Here is a 16,852-nt window from a genome sequence, read left to right on the forward strand (position 1 = left end):
CGGCTCCCGGCCGGGACGCCAGGTCAGAGCCCGTAGGTCTCCAGCAGCCGCAGCCAGATCTCGCTGGCCGTGGGGAAGGACGGGACCGCGTGCCAGAGCCGCTCCAGGGGCACCTCGGCGACGACGGCGATCGTCGCCGAGTGCAGCATCTCGCCCACCGCCGGACCGGCGAAGGTCACCCCGAGAAGCACGCGGCGCCGCTCGTCCACGACGGCCTTGGCCCTGCCCCGGTAGCCGTCACCCTGCAGATAGGCCCCCGTCACCCTGCCCAGGTCGTACTCGACCGCGCGGACGTCGAACCCCTCGGCGCGGGCCTGCGCCTCGGTCCGGCCGACCGAGCACACCTGCGGGTCGGTGAAGATCACCTGCGGCGCGCCGTACGCGTCCGCCACGTCGCGCAGGCCCGGCAGGTCGTCGGTTTCGCCCTTGGCCCGCGCCGCGATGACGTCGCCGCACACCCGTGCCTGGTACTTGCCCATGTGGGTGAGCAGGGCGCGGCCGTTGACGTCGCCCACCGCGTACAACCAGTCACCGGGGACGCCGGTCGCACGCATGCTGTCGTCGACCTCCACCGAGCGCCCGGCCTCCAGACCGACGGTCTCCATGCCGAGGTCGCCGGTCGCCGGACGCCTGCCGGTGGCCACGAGCAGCTCGTCGGCCTCGACGGGCGGGCCCTCGGACAGGTGGACGGTCACCGGACCCCCGGGCGTGGGCCGCTCGACCTTCGTCACCTGGACGCCCGTGCGCACCGTGATGCCCGCCTCGGCGAACGACTCGGCCACCAGCTCACCCGCGAAAGGCTCCATCCTGCCGAGCAGCCCGCCGCGCGCCAGCACCGTCGTCTCCCGGGCGCCGAGCCCGTGCATGGCCTGGGCCATCTCGCAGGCCACCACGCCGCCGCCCAGCACGACCAGCCGTCCGGGAACGCTCGTCGCGGCCGTCACCTCGTGGCTCGTCCACGGTGACGCCTCCGCCAGGCCGGGAATCGGCGGGACGGCCGCGCCGCTGCCGGTGGCCAGCACGACCGCCCGCCGGGCGGTCAGCGTGCGGACCGAGCCGTCCTTCGCGGTGACCGCGACCCGTTTGGGACCGTCCAGCCGCCCGTGCCCGCGGACGAACTCCGCCGGCACGCTCTTGATCCACTCGACCTGGCCGCCGTCGTCGAGGTGGGACACCGCCTCGTCGCGCCGGGCGAGCACGGCGGCGGTGTCGATCGGGCCCAGCGTCAGGCCGGGCACCCGGGAGACCTCGGCGACCAGCTCCACCGGGCGCAGCAGCGCCTTGCTGGGGACGCACGCCCAGTAGGAACACTCGCCACCGGCCAGGTTCCTCTCGACGATCGCGGCGGTCAGTCCTCCCTTGACCGCGCGGTCGGCGACGTTCTCGCCCGCGGGGCCCGCGCCCACAACCACCACGTCGAACTCGTCCGACACGACTTACCTCCCAGAGAGAACCGGCCCATCGACCGCGCGCCGCCTCCGGCGACGCCGGTCGTACCAGCTTCGCACCCCTCGGCCGCAGTCACGCCTTCAGGACCGCGGCGGGTCCGGGGCGGGTCGCCTTCGTGCGCGGGCCGTCCGGCCTTTCCCCGGCTTTTCCGCTTCCGGCCCTGTCCTCCGTTCCGGTCGTTCCAGGTAGATCAGGGGGATGTGTGAAAAAGCGGGGTCAGCGGCGGCGCCCGCGCGCCTTGAGGGGGGTGAGGGGCAGCTCGGGGGCGGGCAGCGGGGCGGCTCCCGTGCCGGGCACCGTGCCGAACCCCTCGCCCTCCATCCACTCCCGCCGGAACCCGGCGATCTCCTCGTGGCTGCGGCCGACGAAGTTCCACCACATGACGATCCGCTCCTCGAACGGCTCGCCGCCGAGGAGCAGCAGCCGCCCGGGCACCTCGGCGCTCACGGCCAGCTCCGAGCGCCCGCTGCCCAGGTAGAGCAGCGGGCCGGGGGCGAGATCCGTCTCGCCGACCCGTACCGTTCCGGACAGGGCCAGCGCGGCGTACTCGAAGCCGGGACGGAGCGGGACCGAGGTCCCGGCGCCCGCCTCCAGCGTCATCTCCGCCCCGACCAGCGGGGTGTGGACCGTCGCCGGGGAGGTGACACCGCCCAGCTCGCCCATGATGACGGTCACCGTGACGCCCGGCGACGACGCCGCGGTCAGCGTGGGCAGCGCCGGGTGGTGCTCGAAGGCCGGGGCGGTCTCGCGGGCGGCGGCGGGGAGCGCCACCCACAGCTGGACCCCGTGCAGCACGGCCTCGGCCGACGACTCCTCGGCGTGGGAGATGGCCCGCCCGGCGGTCATCAGGTTGAGCTGGCCCGGCCTGATCAGCTGCTCGCTGCCGAGGCTGTCGCGGTGCAGGACCTCGCCCTCCACGAGCCAGCTGACGGTCTGCAGGCCGGTGTGCGGGTGCGGGGGAACGTGCATCGTCGCCCGCTCGGGACCGTAGTGGTCGACGAAGCACCACGCGCCGACCATCCTGACGTCCCGGTTCGGCAGGGTCCTGGTGACCTTCATCGCCCGGGGCCCGCCCAGCACCACGTCCCGGCCGGTCAGCAGCTCGTTCACCGGTTTCGCCGACACGTCCGCGAGGCCGCCGCAGGCCGACTCCCGCGGATCCGTTTCCAGGTTGCTCATTGTGCGAATGTACGGTGCGATCCGGTCCCGCCGGGCACGGGGTGGCACAATCCCCGAGTGAGGATCATGTGCGTGGTCGGCGCCCGGTTCCGGTATCTTTCGTCCACCCCAACGGTCGCCCACCGCCCCGGTGGGACGGACATCGCGTGAAGTGAGAGGCCGCATGACCACCGAGACACCTCCGAGCGGATCTCGCAAAAGCCGCTGGAGCGCGCAGACGTGGTTCAACGTCGTACTGCTCGCCATGACCCTGTTGCTCGGGCTGTCGGCGATCATCGGCGCCACGGTCCTGCGGAACGCGGCGGCCGCGTCCACCAGGCTGATCGACCACATCTCGGTGGGCAGGATCCAGGCCGAACGCCTGCAGGCGACCCTGCTGAACCAGGAGACCGGGGTACGTGGCTTCGTCCTCACCGGCAAGGAGGAGTTCCTGCAGCCGTACCTGGACGGGCGGCGCGACGAGCTCGCCGTGTCGGCGCAGATCGGGCGGCTGGCGCCGGGCGCGGAACCGCTGCGCGCGCTCCAGGAGGTGGAACGGCTGGCCGCCGAGTGGCGGACCCGCTACGCGGAACCGATGATCGCCAAGGTCAGGGACGAGAGTCCCAAGAGCGTGAGCGCCGAGCAGTCGGAGGAGAGCAAGCGCTCCTTCGACGCCGTCAGAAAGGCGATCGACGTCCAGAACACCGCCTGGGGCCAGGCGAGGCAGTCGGCCCGTGCCGATCTGGAGGCCGCCCACGCGGTCAGGGACGCCACTTTCTTCGGCATCCTGGCCGCCTTCCTGATCACCATCATCACGGTGGCGGTGTTGCTGAAGATCGCGGTGTTCGGCCCTCTGGCCCGGCTGCGCGAGGCCTCCCGCAGGGTCACCATGGGGGACTTCGCGCACCACGTGGACACCGGCGGCCCCGCCGACCTCGCGGAGCTGGCCGACGACATGGAGGCGATGCGCGGGCGTATCGTCAACGAACTGGAGGAGGCACGCGGCTCCCGGCTGCGGATCGCCGCCCAGGCCGAGGAGCTGAAGCGCTCCAACGCGGAGCTGGAGCAGTTCGCCTACGTGGCCTCACACGACCTGCAGGAGCCGCTGCGGAAGATCGCCTCCTTCTGTCAGATGCTCCAGCAGCGGTACGCCTCCCAGCTCGACGAGAGGGCCAACACCTACATCGACTTCGCCGTGGACGGCGCCAAGCGCATGCAGGTGCTCATCAACGAGCTGCTGACCTTCTCCCGGGTGGGCCGGATCACCAGGGAACCCGTCGAGATGGACCTGAACGACGTGATCGACAGGGCTCTGTCCAACCTCTCCGCGGCGGTGGAGGAGTCAGGGGCCGAGATCGAGGTCGGTGAGCTGCCCGCGGTCGTCGGTGACCGGACCCAGTTCGTGATGCTCTGGCAGAACCTGATCGGTAACTCCCTGAAGTTCCGCGACCCCGACCGCGCGCCCCGGGTCACGATCGAGTCCGAGCGGATCGACGGGGAGGTGCGGATGACCGTCACCGACAACGGCATCGGCATCTCGCCCACCTTCGCAGAAAAGATCTTCATCATCTTCCAGCGGCTGCACCAGCGGGACGCCTACGAGGGCACGGGGATCGGCCTGGCGCTCTGCAGGAAGATCGTGGAGCAGCACGGCGGCACGATCAGGCTGGACACCGAGTACGACGAGGGCGCCCGCTTCGTCATCACGTTCCCCGCCGAGGCCGTCGCGCCGGAGCGGCAGGAGGAGAGCGGGCGGGAGGACTCTTCGGAGATCACGGTTGGGACCGTGCCGTGACACGTGGACGGCGCGCGCCGACCCGAATGCCGTTACCGTTTACCGGATGGAGGAGATCGACCGCCGTATCGTCACATTACTGGCCAGGGATGGCCGGATGAGCTTCACCGATCTCGCCAGGGAGACCGGGCTCTCGGTGTCGGCGGTGCACCAGCGGGTGCGCCGGCTGGAGAAGCGCGGGGTGCTGCGCGGGTACGCCGCGCTGGTCGACTACGACGCCATCGGGCTCCCGCTCACCGCGTTCGTCTCCATCAAGCCGATCGACCCGGCCGCCGCCGACGACGCGCCGGAGCGGCTGGCCCACCTGAGCGCCGTCGAGGCCTGTCACAGTGTGGCCGGGGACGAGAGCTACATCCTCAAGGTGCGGGTGGCCTCGCCCATCGCGCTTGAGGAGTTGCTGAACCAGATCCGCACCGCCGCCAACGTCTCCACCCGCACGACGGTCGTGCTCAGCACGCCGTACGAGCATCGCGCCCCTGAGCCGGCGGGTCAGGACGAAGGGAAGCCCGAGGAGCGCGCCTGACCTTTCCCAGGGGTGAGGTCGTCCCGGATGGGCTCGTCCTCTCGTGTGATGAGGGGGCGCCGAGGGTTCTTCCGGGCGCGCTGACCGGTTCGCTCTCCTGTTTGGGGGGTTGCTCCTGATTTGCCGGGGTGAGGCAATTGATTCAAGCTGGACGGGTGCCTCCCAGAAAGATCATCATCGACTGCGACCCGGGAATCGACGACGCGCTGGCGCTCGTCCTCGCCCACGGGAGCCCTGAGCTGGAGATCCTGGGGATCACCACGGTCGGCGGCAACGTCGAACTGGCCAGGACCACCGACAACGCGCTGAGGCTCCGCGAGTTCCTCGGGTTCGGCGAGGTGCCGGTCGTCGCGGGCAGCGCGGGTGCCCTTCTGCGCCCCCGGGTGGACGCGGCGGGCGTGCACGGAGGCTCGGGTCTCGGGAACGCGCTGCTGCCCACGGCGTCGCTCCCGCCGGCCGCCGGGCACGCGGCCGACTTCATCATCGAGACGCTCAGGGCCGACCCTGGCGAGGTGACCCTGGTCGCGATCGGCCCGCTGACCAACGTGGCGCTCGCCGTACTCAGGGAGCCCGCGATCGTGAACTGGGCGCGCGGGCTCACGATCCTCGGCGGGTCCTACACCAGGGGCAACTTCTCTCCCGCGGCCGAGTTCAACATCGCCGCCGACCCCGAGGCCGCCGCGATCGTCTTCGGCGCGGGCTGGACGGTGACCATGATCGGTCTCGACGTGAGCCGCGGCGCCGTGACCACGGAGGCGGTGGCGGAGCGCATGGCGGCGATGGGCAGGCTCGGCACCGACCTGCTCCTGCCGTGCGTGCGGTTCTACGGCATGATCACCGCCGAGGACGGCCCCGCGATCCACGACGCCTGCGCGATCGCTCACCTGATCGATCCGTCGCTCATCACCCTCGAGCCCGCCGTCGTGGACGTCGAGACGGCGGGCCGCTTCACCGCGGGGATGACCGTGACCGACTTCGCCCTCCGGGGCCGCGTTCCCAACGCCCTGGTCGGCACCTCCCTCGACGTGGGCCGCTTCTGGGACCTGCTGCTGACCGTCTACGCCGGAGTCGCCGAGTCCATCGAGTCCTGAGGCCGCTTTGGAGGGGCGGAGCCTCAGGGCAGGGCGTGGAAGTGGGCACGAAGGCGGGCCCTGGCCTCCTCGGTGGCGCCGAGGGCGTCCAGACCCAGCAGGGCGGCGCCCATGACGGGTGCGACGTCGGAGACGATCGGCCTGGCCTGCGGGGCGCGCTCGGCGAAGCCTCGCTCCAGCAGCTCGCTCATCAGCGGGTCGCGGGCGGTGAGGACGCCTCCGCCCAGGATCACCTCCGTCGGGACGGAGAGCAGGTCCAGGCGTCGCATCGCGACCACCGCGAGCACGATCACCTCCTCGGCCATCCGCGTCACCAGTGATCGGGCCACCGCGTCCCCCCGGTTCGCGACCGCCATCAGCGCCGGGACCAGCTCGCTCAGCCTGCCGTGGGGCACCTCGCCGAAGTGGATGGCGAGCGACACCTCCTCGACGGTCCGGGTGCCGAAGTGCTCGCGGACCACGACGGCCAGCGCGCTGGCCGGGCCCCGGCCGTCCTCGGCGCGCACGGCGTGCCAGAGCGTCTCCTCGCCGAGGCCGAGACCGCCACCCCAGTCGCCGGTGATCCGTCCCAGCGCGGGGTATCTCGCCACCTCCCCCGAGGGGGAGACCGCGACCGCGTTCACCCCCGCGCCGCAGACCACGGCCACTCCCGCGGGCCCGGAGGCCCCGGCGCGCAGCAGCGCGAAGGTGTCGTTGCCGACGCTCGCCCGCCTGCCGTACCCCCGGGAGAGGATCTCCGCGCACAGCGCCTCCTCCTCGACGGGCAGGTCCGCGCCCGCCACGTAGGCGGCCACGTGGTCGGCGTACGGTGTGACCGTTCCCGGCCCGAGTACGGAGCGCACGGTGTCGCCGATCACGTCGATCGCGACGCCCACCCCCGTGGTCTGCGGCTGGAAGGCGCCGCCGCGTCCGGTGGCGAGGACCGAGCCGTCCTCCGCGACCAGCGCGACGTCGGTCTTGCTGTTGCCGCCGTCGACCGCCAGGACCGTTCTCACGCGGTCGCCCAGGACAGGTGCCCGCGGTTGGCCTCGACCAGGCGCCTGGCCAGGTCGCCGGAGAGCGAGGCCTGGCCGATCAGCGGGTGGGCGAGCAGCGCGTCGGCGACGCGGTCCTCGCCGCCGTGCAGCGCGGCCTCGAGCGCCAGCGTCTCGTACGCCGTGACGTGGGCGATGAGCCCGGTGAAGAGGGGCTCCACCGGGTCGACGGGCAGTGCGGCCGCGCCCGCCGAGGTGATCGTGGCCGGTACCTCGATGACCGCCTCGTCGGGCAGGAACGGCAGCGTGCCGTCGTTGCGCAGGTTGACCACCTGGGTGTCGCCGCGGTCGCCGGTCAGCGAGGCGATCAGCGCCACCGCCGCCTCGGAGTAGAAGGCCCCGCCGCGTTTGCCCAGCAGTTCGGGCTTGGTGTCCACCGCGGTGTCGTCGTACAGCTCGAGCAGCGCCGTCTCCATCGCCGAGACCTCGGCCGCGCGCGACGGTCTGCCGCGTTGCTCCTCCACCACCAGGTCGTGCTCGTAGAAGTAGCGTAGATAGTAGGAGGGCACCACGCCCAGGCGGCGGATGAGCGCGGCGGGCAGGCCGACGTCCCCGCCGATCTCCTCGGCGTGGCTCTCCAGCAGCCTGGGCAGCACGTCCACCCCGTCCAGGTGGACGGCCCGCTCCCAGGTGAGGTGGTTCAGACCGACGTGGCCCAGCGAGATCCTCGCGGGGGCGACGCCCAGGGTGGCGGCGAAGCGACGCTGGAAGCCGATGGCCACGTTGCACAGGCCGATGGCCCGATGCCCCGCCTCCAGCAGTGCTCTGGTGACGATGCCGACCGGATTGGTGAAGTCGACGATCCAGGCGCCGGGCGCGTGCCTTCTGACCTTCTCCGCGATGTCCAGCACCACCGGCACCGTGCGCAACGCCTTGGCCAGCCCACCGGCACCGGTCGTCTCCTGACCGACGCAGCCGCATTCCAGCGGCAGCGTCTCGTCCACGTCGCGCGCCGCCTGGCCGCCGACGCGCAGCTGCAGCAGGACCGCGTGCGCTCCGGTGACGCCCTCCTCGACCGAGGAGGTCGCGACGACCGTGGCCGGGTGCCCGGCCCGCGCCAGCATCCGGCGCGCCATGCCGGACACCGACCTCAGCCGCCGGGCGTCCGGGTCGACCAGCGCTATCTCACTCAGCGGCAGCTCGTCGCGCAGCCGGGCGAAACCGTCGATCAGCTCCGGCGTGTATGTCGAACCGCCTCCGACAACGGCGAGTTTCACCCTTTTGCTCCTGTCAGCGTGACGCTCTCGATGAGGACCTGTTGGGCGAGGAGGAACACGACGATCGCCGGGGCCGTGACGAGCAGGGGTGTCACCCCGGTGAGGTTCCACCGCACACCGCGCGGTGCTCGCGAGGACACCGGCCAGGGAAGGAACGTGTGGTTCTTTTTCTCCGTGAGGGGGGTCGGGGCGAAGGTGGGAAGGCGTCGGTGCACGACGGCTGCCTCCTGAGGGCGGTGGATCCGGGGGCGTTCTCGGGGAGTTTCGTGCGGGTCGGGGAAGGGCGGCCGAGGCCGGGAAGGGTCAGGAGGGGACGGTTGAGCCGAAGACCTCGTCACGGGCGGTCGCGAGGGCGAGGTCGAGCGCGCCGGCGAGGACGGGGTTGCCCTCGACGGTCGACAGCAGCAGCGGGGGCCGGGGGATGGTGAGCGCGTGGAGTTCGTGCTCGACGAGTTCGCGCAGGGTGTCGCCACCGGAGAGGAGGGTTCCGCCGGTCAGCACGATGATCTCGGGGTCGACGACCGAGGTGATCGAGGCCAGTCCGACGGCCAGCCGGGAGGCGATGTCGCGCAGCCCGGCGCGGGCGTCGTCGGCACGCCTGCCGGTGGAGGTGGAGGCCCGCACGGCGTTCAACACCGCCTGCGTGGGCGTGGTGCCGCGCACGCCGTACGATCTGAGGATCTTGAGTACCGCCGGGCCGCCGGTCAGGGCCTGGTAGCCGTGGTTGGCGTAGCGGCCGGTGTCCCTGGCGGTCGGGGCGCCGGGGGTGGGCATGTAGCCGACCTCCCCGGCACCGCCGGTGGCACCCCGGTGCAGCCGGCCGCCGAGGACCAGTGCGGCGCCCAGGCCCTCGTCGGCCCAGAGCAGCACGAAGTCGGCGTGCCCGCGGGCCACGCCGTGCGCCTGCTCGGCCTGGGCGACGAGGTTGACGTTGTTCTCCACGGAGACCGGCACGCCGAGGCCGTCGCCGAGGGTGCGGACCAGGTCGGGGATGTGCCAGCCGGGCATGTCCTTGCTGGTGGCGTACGCCATCTTCCCCGTACCGGGGTCGATCGTGCCCTGCACGCCGATGACCACGCGCCGCAGCGCCGCGGGGGCGTTCGCGCCCTCCAGCGCGGCACGGACCCGCTCCAGCGCGTCGCCGCCGGAGCGGCCGGGGCTGGGCAGACGGTGCTCGCCGGTCACGGTGCCGGTGATGTCGGCGACCCTGACGTCGATGCCCGCGCGCGTGACGTCCAGCGCGGCGACGTGCGCGGCGGCGGGGTTGAGCCGGTAGACCTCGGCGGTGCGGCCGGGCAGCCCTTCGCGGATGCCGTCGAGCACGACCAGGCCCGCCTCCTGCAGGCGGATGAGGAGCTGCGAGGCGGTGGGCTTGGACAGACCGGTGAGGGTGCCGATCTCCGGGCGGGTCAGCGGGCCGCGCTCCAGCAGCGCTTGCAGGGCGGCGCGGTCGTTGATCGCGCGCAGCAGGCTGGGGGTGCCGGGCGTCGGCTGGGTCACTGGTCCTCCGCGTACGTCCTCGCGTCCACCTGCGCGGCGAAGTTAGGAAAGTTTCCTAACTTCGAGTGAATGTAAGGAGCCCCGCGGATTCTCGTCAAGCAGGCAGGGGAGGCCGCAATCAAGCTGTGATGACGGCGGGACGGGTAAACTTCTCGACGGACCTGCTAGGGTGATGGTTTGTCATAACAACCAGTGCAATGGCCCGGAGTATCCCATTACTAGTAACGATAATGGAGCGACGGCAACCCGTCAAATCGAGCTGGCCAGGGAGCAGGAGTACGTTTCCCGCCTTTATGCCCGGCTTGATCTGCTGCGCGAGCGCACTCAGCGACAGCTGGACAGTGTTCTCGCGCAGGGCGGAAGTGGCGGCACGCACCAGAACCGCTCCGAGCGCGACAGCTTCGCGGGGATGTACGCCGAACGCCTGGGCCGTCTGTGGGCGGTCGAGAACGGCCTGTGCTTCGGCCGGCTCGACAACGCCGACGACACCTCGCTCTACATAGGTCGCATCGGCATGGCCGACGACGACCAGCGCCGGATGCTGATCGACTGGCGGGCGCCGGTGGCGCAGCCCTTCTACGGCGCCACCCCCGCGGCCTCGATGGGCGTCACCCGGCGCAGGCACCTGCAGACCAAGGGCCGTACGGTGATCGGGATCGACGACGACCTCCTCGACCTCGACAGCCTCACCGAGGAGGACGTGGCCACCCTCAACGGGGAGGCCGCGCTGCTGGCCTCCCTCGGGGCCAGGCGCACCGGCCGGATGCGTGACATCGTGGCCACCATCCAGTCGGAACAGGACCGCATCATCCGCTCCGACCTCAACGGGGTGCTGGTCGTGCAGGGTGGTCCCGGCACGGGCAAGACCGTGGTCGCGCTGCACCGCGCCGCCTACCTCCTCTACACCCACCGGGAGAAACTGGCCCGCAGGGGCGTGCTCATCCTCGGTCCGAACCTGACCTTCCTGCGCTACATCGAGCAGGTGCTGCCCTCCCTGGGCGAGACCGACGTGCTGCTGTCGACCGTCTCCGAGCTGTACCCGGGAGTCGTCCCCCGCCGCAGGGAACGTGCGGAGGTGGCCGCGGTCAAGGGGGACGTCCGGATGGCCCAGGTCGTCGCGCGGGCCGTGCGCGAGCGGCAGCGGGTGCCGCGCAAGCCGATCGAGATCAAGCTCGACCGCTACACCCTCAAGCTGGAGGGGAACGTCCTGGAGGCCGCCCGCAGCCGGGCGGCCCGCTCCAAGAGGGCGCACAACGAGGCCCGCGCGGTCTTCGTCCGCCACCTGCTCAACGCGCTCGCCCGGCAGGCCGCCAGGCAGCTCGGCAAGGGGATGATCGACGACGACGAGCTGGCCGACATCCGTGAGGACCTCCGCACCGAGCGGCCCGTCAAGGCGGCGCTGAACCGGCTGTGGCCCTACGTCACCCCGCAGCAGCTCCTGATCGGCCTGTTCACCTCCCGCGAGCGCCTCGACCACGCCGCGGCCGAGTTCGGCGCGGCCGAGCGCGAGCTGATGCTGCGCGAGCCGCCTCGCAAGGGGGAGGACTGGTGGTCGGAGTCCGACGTGCCGCTCCTGGACGAGGCCGCCGAGTTGCTCGGCGACATCGACCCCGCCGTGCTGCGGGCCGGAGCGTGGATGGCCGAGGAGGAACAGGCCGCGCAGCGCGCCGCCGCGCTCGACGAACGACAGCACCAGCTCGCCTACGCCAAGGAGGTCCTGGAGCTGACCGGACTGTCCGACATCATGGACGCGGAGAAGTTCGCCGCCCGTCACCTCGGTGACGACGTCTTCCTGACCACCGCCGAGCGCGCGGCGGCCGACCGCACCTGGGCCTTCGGGCACGTCATCGTCGACGAGGCGCAGGAACTGTCGCCGATGGCCTGGCGCATGCTGATGCGCCGCTGCCCGACGCGGTCGATGACGATCGTCGGCGACCTGGCCCAGACCGGTTCGTCGGCCGGAGCGCGCTCCTGGGGCCGGGTCCTGGATCCGTACGTGGCGGGACGCTGGCGTGAGGAGACCCTCAGCGTCAACTACCGCACCCCGGCCGAACTGATGGCCGTGGCCGCCGATGTGCTCACCCTGGTGGATCCGGCGCTGAGCGCCCCGGCCTCGGTGCGGGAGACGGGGGCGCGGCCGTGGGCGGCCTCCCCGACGGACTCCCTCGCCGAGGTCGTCAAGGCCGAGGTCGTCGAGGGCGGACGGCTCGTCGTGATCGTTCCCGAGTCGCGCGCCGAGGAGTTCGGGGCGATCGTGGTCCGCTCCGTCGACGGCGCGGTGGCCGGACCGGGAGCGGCGGCCCTGGACGCGCAGGTGGCGGTGCTGACCGTCGCCGAGGCCAAGGGGCTGGAGTTCGACGCGGTCGTCGTGGTCGAACCGGAGCTGATCCTGGACGAGTCCCCACGCGGGGCGAGCGATCTTTACGTGGCGTTGACCCGCGCCACCCAGCGGCTTGGCGTCGTACACGACGGCCCGCTTCCCGGTGCCCTCGCTCGACTTGAGCGACATCGGATCACATGAGAGCATTGACGGCTCTCGTCGATCATGTCCCAGCTGCGAAAACTTGATGTTTCCGCTGTTAGTGACACGGTTGACATCTGCGCTGGGCTCGGTAGTTTGCTGCCCAGTCCAGCACGGGACTGGCCGGTCGGCCGCTTTTCGACATCGCCGTCTCCTGCGCCCGTGACGGGGGTCTTCCCCGTCCGTACAGCCAGGCGCAGGGCCGGCAGTCCGTCGAGGCGGGGCACTCCTTCCGGGCGGGGGGTTGGACCCAGGAGGGGTCCGGGCACCCAGTAGACAACGGCAATCCGCGCTCGCCGCCGACGGGACGGAACCGGTCCGAAGGGTCGTCCGGGCCCTCTTCCCGCTCCCGTGCGAGCGCCGCAAGCGTCGGGGTTTTGCTGGGTTTGAAGTGCTTTGGTGTTGTTTCTGATTAATGTGGCGGAGAATTTTTGGGGCGTGCCCGCTGGGCGGTAGCGTTCCGGCTAGCAAGACCGGTCAGGAAGGCCAGACGTCACCCGCCGCACGACATCGCAAGGAGCCTCGCCCGTGGTGCAGGACAAGACGGCCGCTCCGGTACCGGAGCGGCCCGCGCAGGGCGTTCCCGCGGGAGGTGCGGCGGCCGGTTCCGTGACCGGCTCGGTGACCGGTCCCGCGAGGAGGGCGACCACCGGCCCGGCGGACGGCCCGGCGGACGGTGCCGCGGCCGTGCCGGCGGACGGTTCGGTGGACGGTGTCGCGGGCGGCCCGCTCGGCGCGGGGGTTTCGTCCCCCGGCTCACGCCTGGTGCCGCTCGCCCGGGCCGCGGGCGCGGTGGCCGGCGGCCTGCTGATGTTCCTCGCCTTCCCGCCGCTCGGGCTCTGGTTCCTCGCGCCGCTCGGCATGGCCTCGGCGATCCTGGCCGTACGTGGCACCCGCCCGCGCCGGGGCACGTGGCTCGGCCTCCTCACCGGTCTCGCACTGCTGCTGCCCGCTCTGCACTGGGTGAGCCCGATCGGCACCGACGCCTGGCTGGGGCTGGTCGCCATGGAGAGCGCCTTCTACGCCGCGTGGGGGACGGGCGTCGCGGTGGTGACCCGGTTGCGTCTGTGGCCGCTGTGGGGCGCCGCGCTCTGGGTGGCGGCCGAGTGGGCGCGGGGGCAGTTCCCCTTCGGCGGATTTCCCTGGGCGCGAGTGGCCTTCAGCCAGGGAGAGTCGATCTTCACCCCGTACGCCGCGCTCGGCGGGGCGCCGCTGGTGAGCTTCGCGGTGGCTTTGTGCGGTGGCCTGCTCGCCCTGGCGGTGCTGCGCTTTTTCCCGGCCCCGGCCCCGGCCCCGGCCCCGGCCCCAACCACGGCCCCGGCCCCGGCCCCCGCTCCAACCACGGCCTCGGCCCCAAGCACGGCCTCGGCTCAGGTCCCGGCCTCGGCCGAGGTTCCGCCCGGGTCCTCCGGCTCTCCCGCGGTTCCCGGCCCCCGCCGTGTCCGGGGCCCGCGCTGGGGGCGGGCACTGGCCCTGCCGCTCGCCGGGGCGTTGGCCGTGCCGGTCGCGGCCCTCGCCGTTCCCCGGTACGGCGACGAGGGCAGGAGCGTGACCGTCGGCGTCATCCAGGGCAACGTTCCCGGCCGTGGCATGCACCCGCTGGGCGACGAGCCCGCCGTGGTCCTCGGCAACCACACCCGGATGCTCCACCAGATGGCACGGGATGTGCGAGAGGGCAGGACACCCCGTCCCGACCTGGTCGTGCTGCCGGAGAACTCCACCGACATCGACCCGTTGCGCAACGAGTTCGCCCGGAGCGAGATCGACGCGGCGGTCAAGGACATCGGGGTGCCCGTCCTGGTCGGCGCCGTGGTCGGGATCGGGGAGAACAACCGGGCGACCCGCAGCATCGTCTGGGATCCGGTCACCGGCCCCGGCGCCCACTACGACAAGCAGCAGCTGGTCCCCTTCGGGGAGTTCACCCCGCTCCAGGGCCTCGTGCTCGCCCTGTTCGAGCGGGCCTCCCTGGTCGGCAAGCAGTCGGTGGCGGGCACCCGCGACGGCGACCTCAGGCTGGGGCCGGTGACCGTCGGCGCGATCAACTGCTACGAGGTGGCCTTCGACGGCATCGTGGGCGACACCGCCAGGACGGGTGCCACGCCGCTGGTGGTGCAGACCAACAACGCCACCTACGCCCTGACCAACCTGCCGTCGCAGCAACTCGCCATGTCCCAGTTGCGGGCCGTGGAGCACAATCGGGCTGTGATCACTTCCGCAATTACTGGTATATCGGCATATGTGACACCGAATGGTTCGATCGCCTGGCGCACCGGCGAGCTGGTTCCCGCCATGAACGTCCTGACCGTTCCGGTCAGGACCGCGCAGACCATCGCCACACGCGTGGGTGCGCTGCCCGAGTGGGCCTTGATACTTGTGGGTGCGGGCGCGGTGGCCACCGCCTGGCGGCGCCGGACGCCCGGTGCGGGGCACCTCGCGAACCGGGAGGACGATCAGCAGGTGGGAGACGCGTGATGGAGCGGATGCTTGGTCGGGTGCTCGTCATCGTCCCGACGTACAACGAGCGGGAGAACCTGCCGCTGATCACCCGGCGGCTGCGCGAGGCCGTCCCGGACGCCCACCTCCTGATCGCGGACGACGACAGCCCCGACGGCACGGGAGCGATCGCCGACAAGCTGGCGGCCGACGACGACCACGTCCACGTGCTGCACCGGCCGGGTGGCAAGCAGGGGTTGGGCGCCGCCTACATCGCGGGTTTCCGCTGGGGTCTTGAGGAGGGGTTCGGCGTTCTCGTGGAGATAGACGCCGACGGATCCCACCAGCCGGAAGAGCTGCCCAAGCTGCTGGACGCGCTGGCCGAGGGGGCCGATCTGGCGATCGGCTCCCGGTGGGTGCCCGGCGGCAAGGTCGTCAACTGGCCGGTCTCGCGGGAGTTCCTGTCGCGCGGCGCGAACGTCTACACCCGGCTGATGCTGGGCCTCCCGGTCCGAGACGCCACGGCGGGCTTCCGCGCCTACCGTTCCTCGGCCCTGGAGAAGATCAGCCTGCACGACGTCGAGTCGCGGGGCTACTGCTTCCAGGTGGACCTGACCCTGCGCACGGCTCGCGGCGGGATGCGCGTCACCGAGGTGCCCATCACCTTCGTGGAGCGCACCGTCGGGGCGAGCAAGATGAGCCGCGGCATCGTGGTCGAGGCGCTGTGGCGGGTCACCGTCTGGGGTGTCACCGGTCTGCCCGCCCGCCTGCGCCGCCGCCGAGATCGCTGACCCCTGGCCCCGCGGTGGCGCGCCCGGCCGATCCTGGCCGCCCGCGCCGCTTCCGTGAGGCCGCCCCCGGCTCGGAGGGGAGCACCGCCCTGAGAGTCGGCTGAGGACCTGAAGACCTGAGGACCTGAGGAAACCGTCCACGCTGAGCGAACGCGGAACGCGCCGCCGCTTCGGGACGTTGTTCATGTCGTACGGCTGTCGCACGAGTTGAGGCGAAAAATGCGCATTCTGCTGTTCTTGACCTTTCTCGTGGTGCCGTTCCTCGAGATATGGGTGCTCATCCAGGTCGGTCAGCTCATCGGCGGGTGGCCCACGGTGGCCCTCCTGCTCGCCGGCAGCCTGCTCGGCGCCTGGATCGTGCGCCGCGAGGGCCGCCGGGCCTGGCGCAGACTCCAGGAAGCGCTGCAGAGCGGCCGGGCACCCGAGCGCGAGCTCGCCGGTGGCGGGCTGACCCTTGTGGGCGGCATGCTGCTGATCGCTCCGGGATTCCTCTCGGACGTTCTCGGTCTCCTGTGCCTGCTGCCGTTCACCCGGCCGATGGTCCGCGGGCTCGGATCCTGGCTTCTCGCCCGCCGGATCCGCACCCTCGTCGAGAGGAACGCGGGTGGTGCCGGGCTCGGCTCGCCGTTCGGCGCGGGTTCGCCCTTCGACGTGTTGCGCGACGGCGGGAGGCCCCCGGGTTCCGGGCCGGTCGTCCACGGCGAGGTCATCCGCGACGAGCCGGGGGACGCGGGAGGCCCAGGCGGGACCAAGGACTCCGACCGGGGGATCATCGGTCGCTGAGCGCGGCCAGGCGGCGCAGCGAGAGCCGGAACAGGGCCGCGTTCAGCGGTTTGATCACCCGCCAGCCGAGCCGCCCGGCCGCGCCGAACGGCACGTCGAGGTCCTCCTTCCAGACGATCGTGCTGCCGCCGCCCTCGCGGGGCAGCACGCGGAAAACCCCGGTGCCGCGCACCAGTCGTCCTGTGTGGCGGACTCCCACGCTCCTCGGCGGATCCCACTCGGTGATCTCCATGGTGTCGAGGAACCCGGCCGGTCCCACCCCGGTGAAGGCCTCCAGACGGCTCCCGGCGCCGCGACCGTCTCCGGCGGTGACGTGCGCCCGGGTCAGGACCATCCACTCGTGGTGCCTCGGCCAGTCGGTCAGGACCGAGAACACCTGCTCGGGCCGGGCGTGCGCGTCCACGGAGACGCTGATGTGGGAACGGGTCATCCCCGGTTCCTTCCCCGTCTCCGCCGGCCGACCCTCCGGACACCTCGCCGTGCCCCCGTGCCCCCGTGCCCGTGAGATCCTGCCGTGGACGATGACGGGCGCCGACGAAGGTGCTGGAGGAATCTCG

At 71.9% G+C, this 16,852-nt stretch carries 14 protein-coding genes; 7 read left to right on the forward strand and 7 right to left on the reverse strand.

The features are described from left to right. Positions 1-23: 23 nt before the first annotated feature. A complete protein-coding gene (locus ACFY3D_RS25875; RefSeq protein WP_389983558.1) occupies positions 24-1,433 on the reverse strand; it encodes a dihydrolipoyl dehydrogenase family protein in 1,410 nt (469 codons plus the stop codon). A gap of 232 nt (positions 1,434-1,665) precedes the next feature. Continuing rightward, on the reverse strand, positions 1,666-2,628 hold the full coding sequence (locus tag ACFY3D_RS25880) for a pirin family protein (RefSeq protein WP_389983561.1): 963 nt from the start codon (positions 2,626-2,628) through the stop codon (positions 1,666-1,668). Between the two features lie 163 nt (positions 2,629-2,791). Here ACFY3D_RS25880 and ACFY3D_RS25885 point away from each other — a divergent pair, with 163 nt between their 5' ends. The 3 genes from ACFY3D_RS25885 to ACFY3D_RS25895 all read left to right on the forward strand — a co-directional run bounded on the left by ACFY3D_RS25885 (position 2,792) and on the right by ACFY3D_RS25895 (position 6,016). After that, positions 2,792-4,402: an ATP-binding protein gene (locus ACFY3D_RS25885; protein ID WP_389983564.1), complete on the forward strand. Its 1,611-nt coding sequence runs from the start codon at positions 2,792-2,794 to the stop codon at positions 4,400-4,402. 46 nt (positions 4,403-4,448) lie between these two features. Then, a complete protein-coding gene (locus tag ACFY3D_RS25890) occupies positions 4,449-4,925 on the forward strand; it encodes an Lrp/AsnC family transcriptional regulator (RefSeq protein ID WP_362897229.1) in 477 nt (158 codons plus the stop codon). Positions 4,926-5,080: 155 nt separating this feature from the next. Continuing rightward, positions 5,081-6,016: a nucleoside hydrolase gene (locus ACFY3D_RS25895; RefSeq protein ID WP_389983567.1), complete on the forward strand. Its 936-nt coding sequence runs from the start codon at positions 5,081-5,083 to the stop codon at positions 6,014-6,016. Between the two features lie 23 nt (positions 6,017-6,039). Here the strand turns inward: ACFY3D_RS25895 and ACFY3D_RS25900 are convergent, their stop codons facing one another. The 4 genes from ACFY3D_RS25900 to ACFY3D_RS25915 all read right to left on the reverse strand — a co-directional run bounded on the left by ACFY3D_RS25900 (position 6,040) and on the right by ACFY3D_RS25915 (position 9,767). Beyond that, positions 6,040-7,011 (reverse strand): N-acetylglucosamine kinase, encoded by a 972-nt coding sequence (locus ACFY3D_RS25900; RefSeq protein WP_389983570.1) that lies wholly within the window; start codon positions 7,009-7,011, stop codon positions 6,040-6,042. Continuing rightward, on the reverse strand, positions 7,008-8,267 hold the full coding sequence (locus ACFY3D_RS25905; RefSeq protein ID WP_389983573.1) for a 6-phospho-beta-glucosidase: 1,260 nt from the start codon (positions 8,265-8,267) through the stop codon (positions 7,008-7,010). The genes ACFY3D_RS25900 and ACFY3D_RS25905 overlap by 4 nt, the downstream gene beginning before the upstream one ends. Next, on the reverse strand, positions 8,264-8,482 hold the full coding sequence (locus ACFY3D_RS25910) for a hypothetical protein (RefSeq protein ID WP_389983576.1): 219 nt from the start codon (positions 8,480-8,482) through the stop codon (positions 8,264-8,266). The genes ACFY3D_RS25905 and ACFY3D_RS25910 overlap by 4 nt, the downstream gene beginning before the upstream one ends. 88 nt (positions 8,483-8,570) lie before the next feature. Further along, on the reverse strand, positions 8,571-9,767 hold the full coding sequence (locus tag ACFY3D_RS25915; protein ID WP_389983579.1) for an ROK family protein: 1,197 nt from the start codon (positions 9,765-9,767) through the stop codon (positions 8,571-8,573). A gap of 172 nt (positions 9,768-9,939) precedes the next feature. On the opposite strand from ACFY3D_RS25915, the gene ACFY3D_RS25920 reads away from it, so the two are divergent. The 4 genes from ACFY3D_RS25920 to ACFY3D_RS25935 all read left to right on the forward strand — a co-directional run bounded on the left by ACFY3D_RS25920 (position 9,940) and on the right by ACFY3D_RS25935 (position 16,295). Then, on the forward strand, positions 9,940-12,288 hold the full coding sequence (locus ACFY3D_RS25920) for a HelD family protein (protein ID WP_389983691.1): 2,349 nt from the start codon (positions 9,940-9,942) through the stop codon (positions 12,286-12,288). An 810-nt stretch (positions 12,289-13,098) separates the two neighbouring features. Further along, on the forward strand, positions 13,099-14,760 hold the full coding sequence (gene lnt, locus ACFY3D_RS25925) for an apolipoprotein N-acyltransferase (protein WP_389983694.1): 1,662 nt from the start codon (positions 13,099-13,101) through the stop codon (positions 14,758-14,760). Continuing rightward, positions 14,760-15,512 (forward strand): polyprenol monophosphomannose synthase, encoded by a 753-nt coding sequence (locus ACFY3D_RS25930; RefSeq protein ID WP_389983582.1) that lies wholly within the window; start codon positions 14,760-14,762, stop codon positions 15,510-15,512. The genes lnt and ACFY3D_RS25930 overlap by 1 nt, the downstream gene beginning before the upstream one ends. A 219-nt stretch (positions 15,513-15,731) precedes the next feature. After that, entirely contained in the window at positions 15,732-16,295 is a 564-nt protein-coding gene (locus ACFY3D_RS25935) for an FxsA family protein (RefSeq protein ID WP_362897222.1), read from the forward strand. Here ACFY3D_RS25935 and ACFY3D_RS25940 read toward each other — a convergent pair. Next, complete coding sequence (locus tag ACFY3D_RS25940) at positions 16,282-16,725, reverse strand: SRPBCC family protein (protein WP_389983585.1); 444 nt, start codon at positions 16,723-16,725, stop codon at positions 16,282-16,284. The genes ACFY3D_RS25935 and ACFY3D_RS25940 overlap by 14 nt on opposite strands. Positions 16,726-16,852: the final 127 nt, after the last annotated feature.

It is taken from the genome of Streptosporangium sp. NPDC000509, from assembly GCF_042898365.1.
GTDB lineage: Bacteria > Actinomycetota > Actinomycetes > Streptosporangiales > Streptosporangiaceae > Streptosporangium.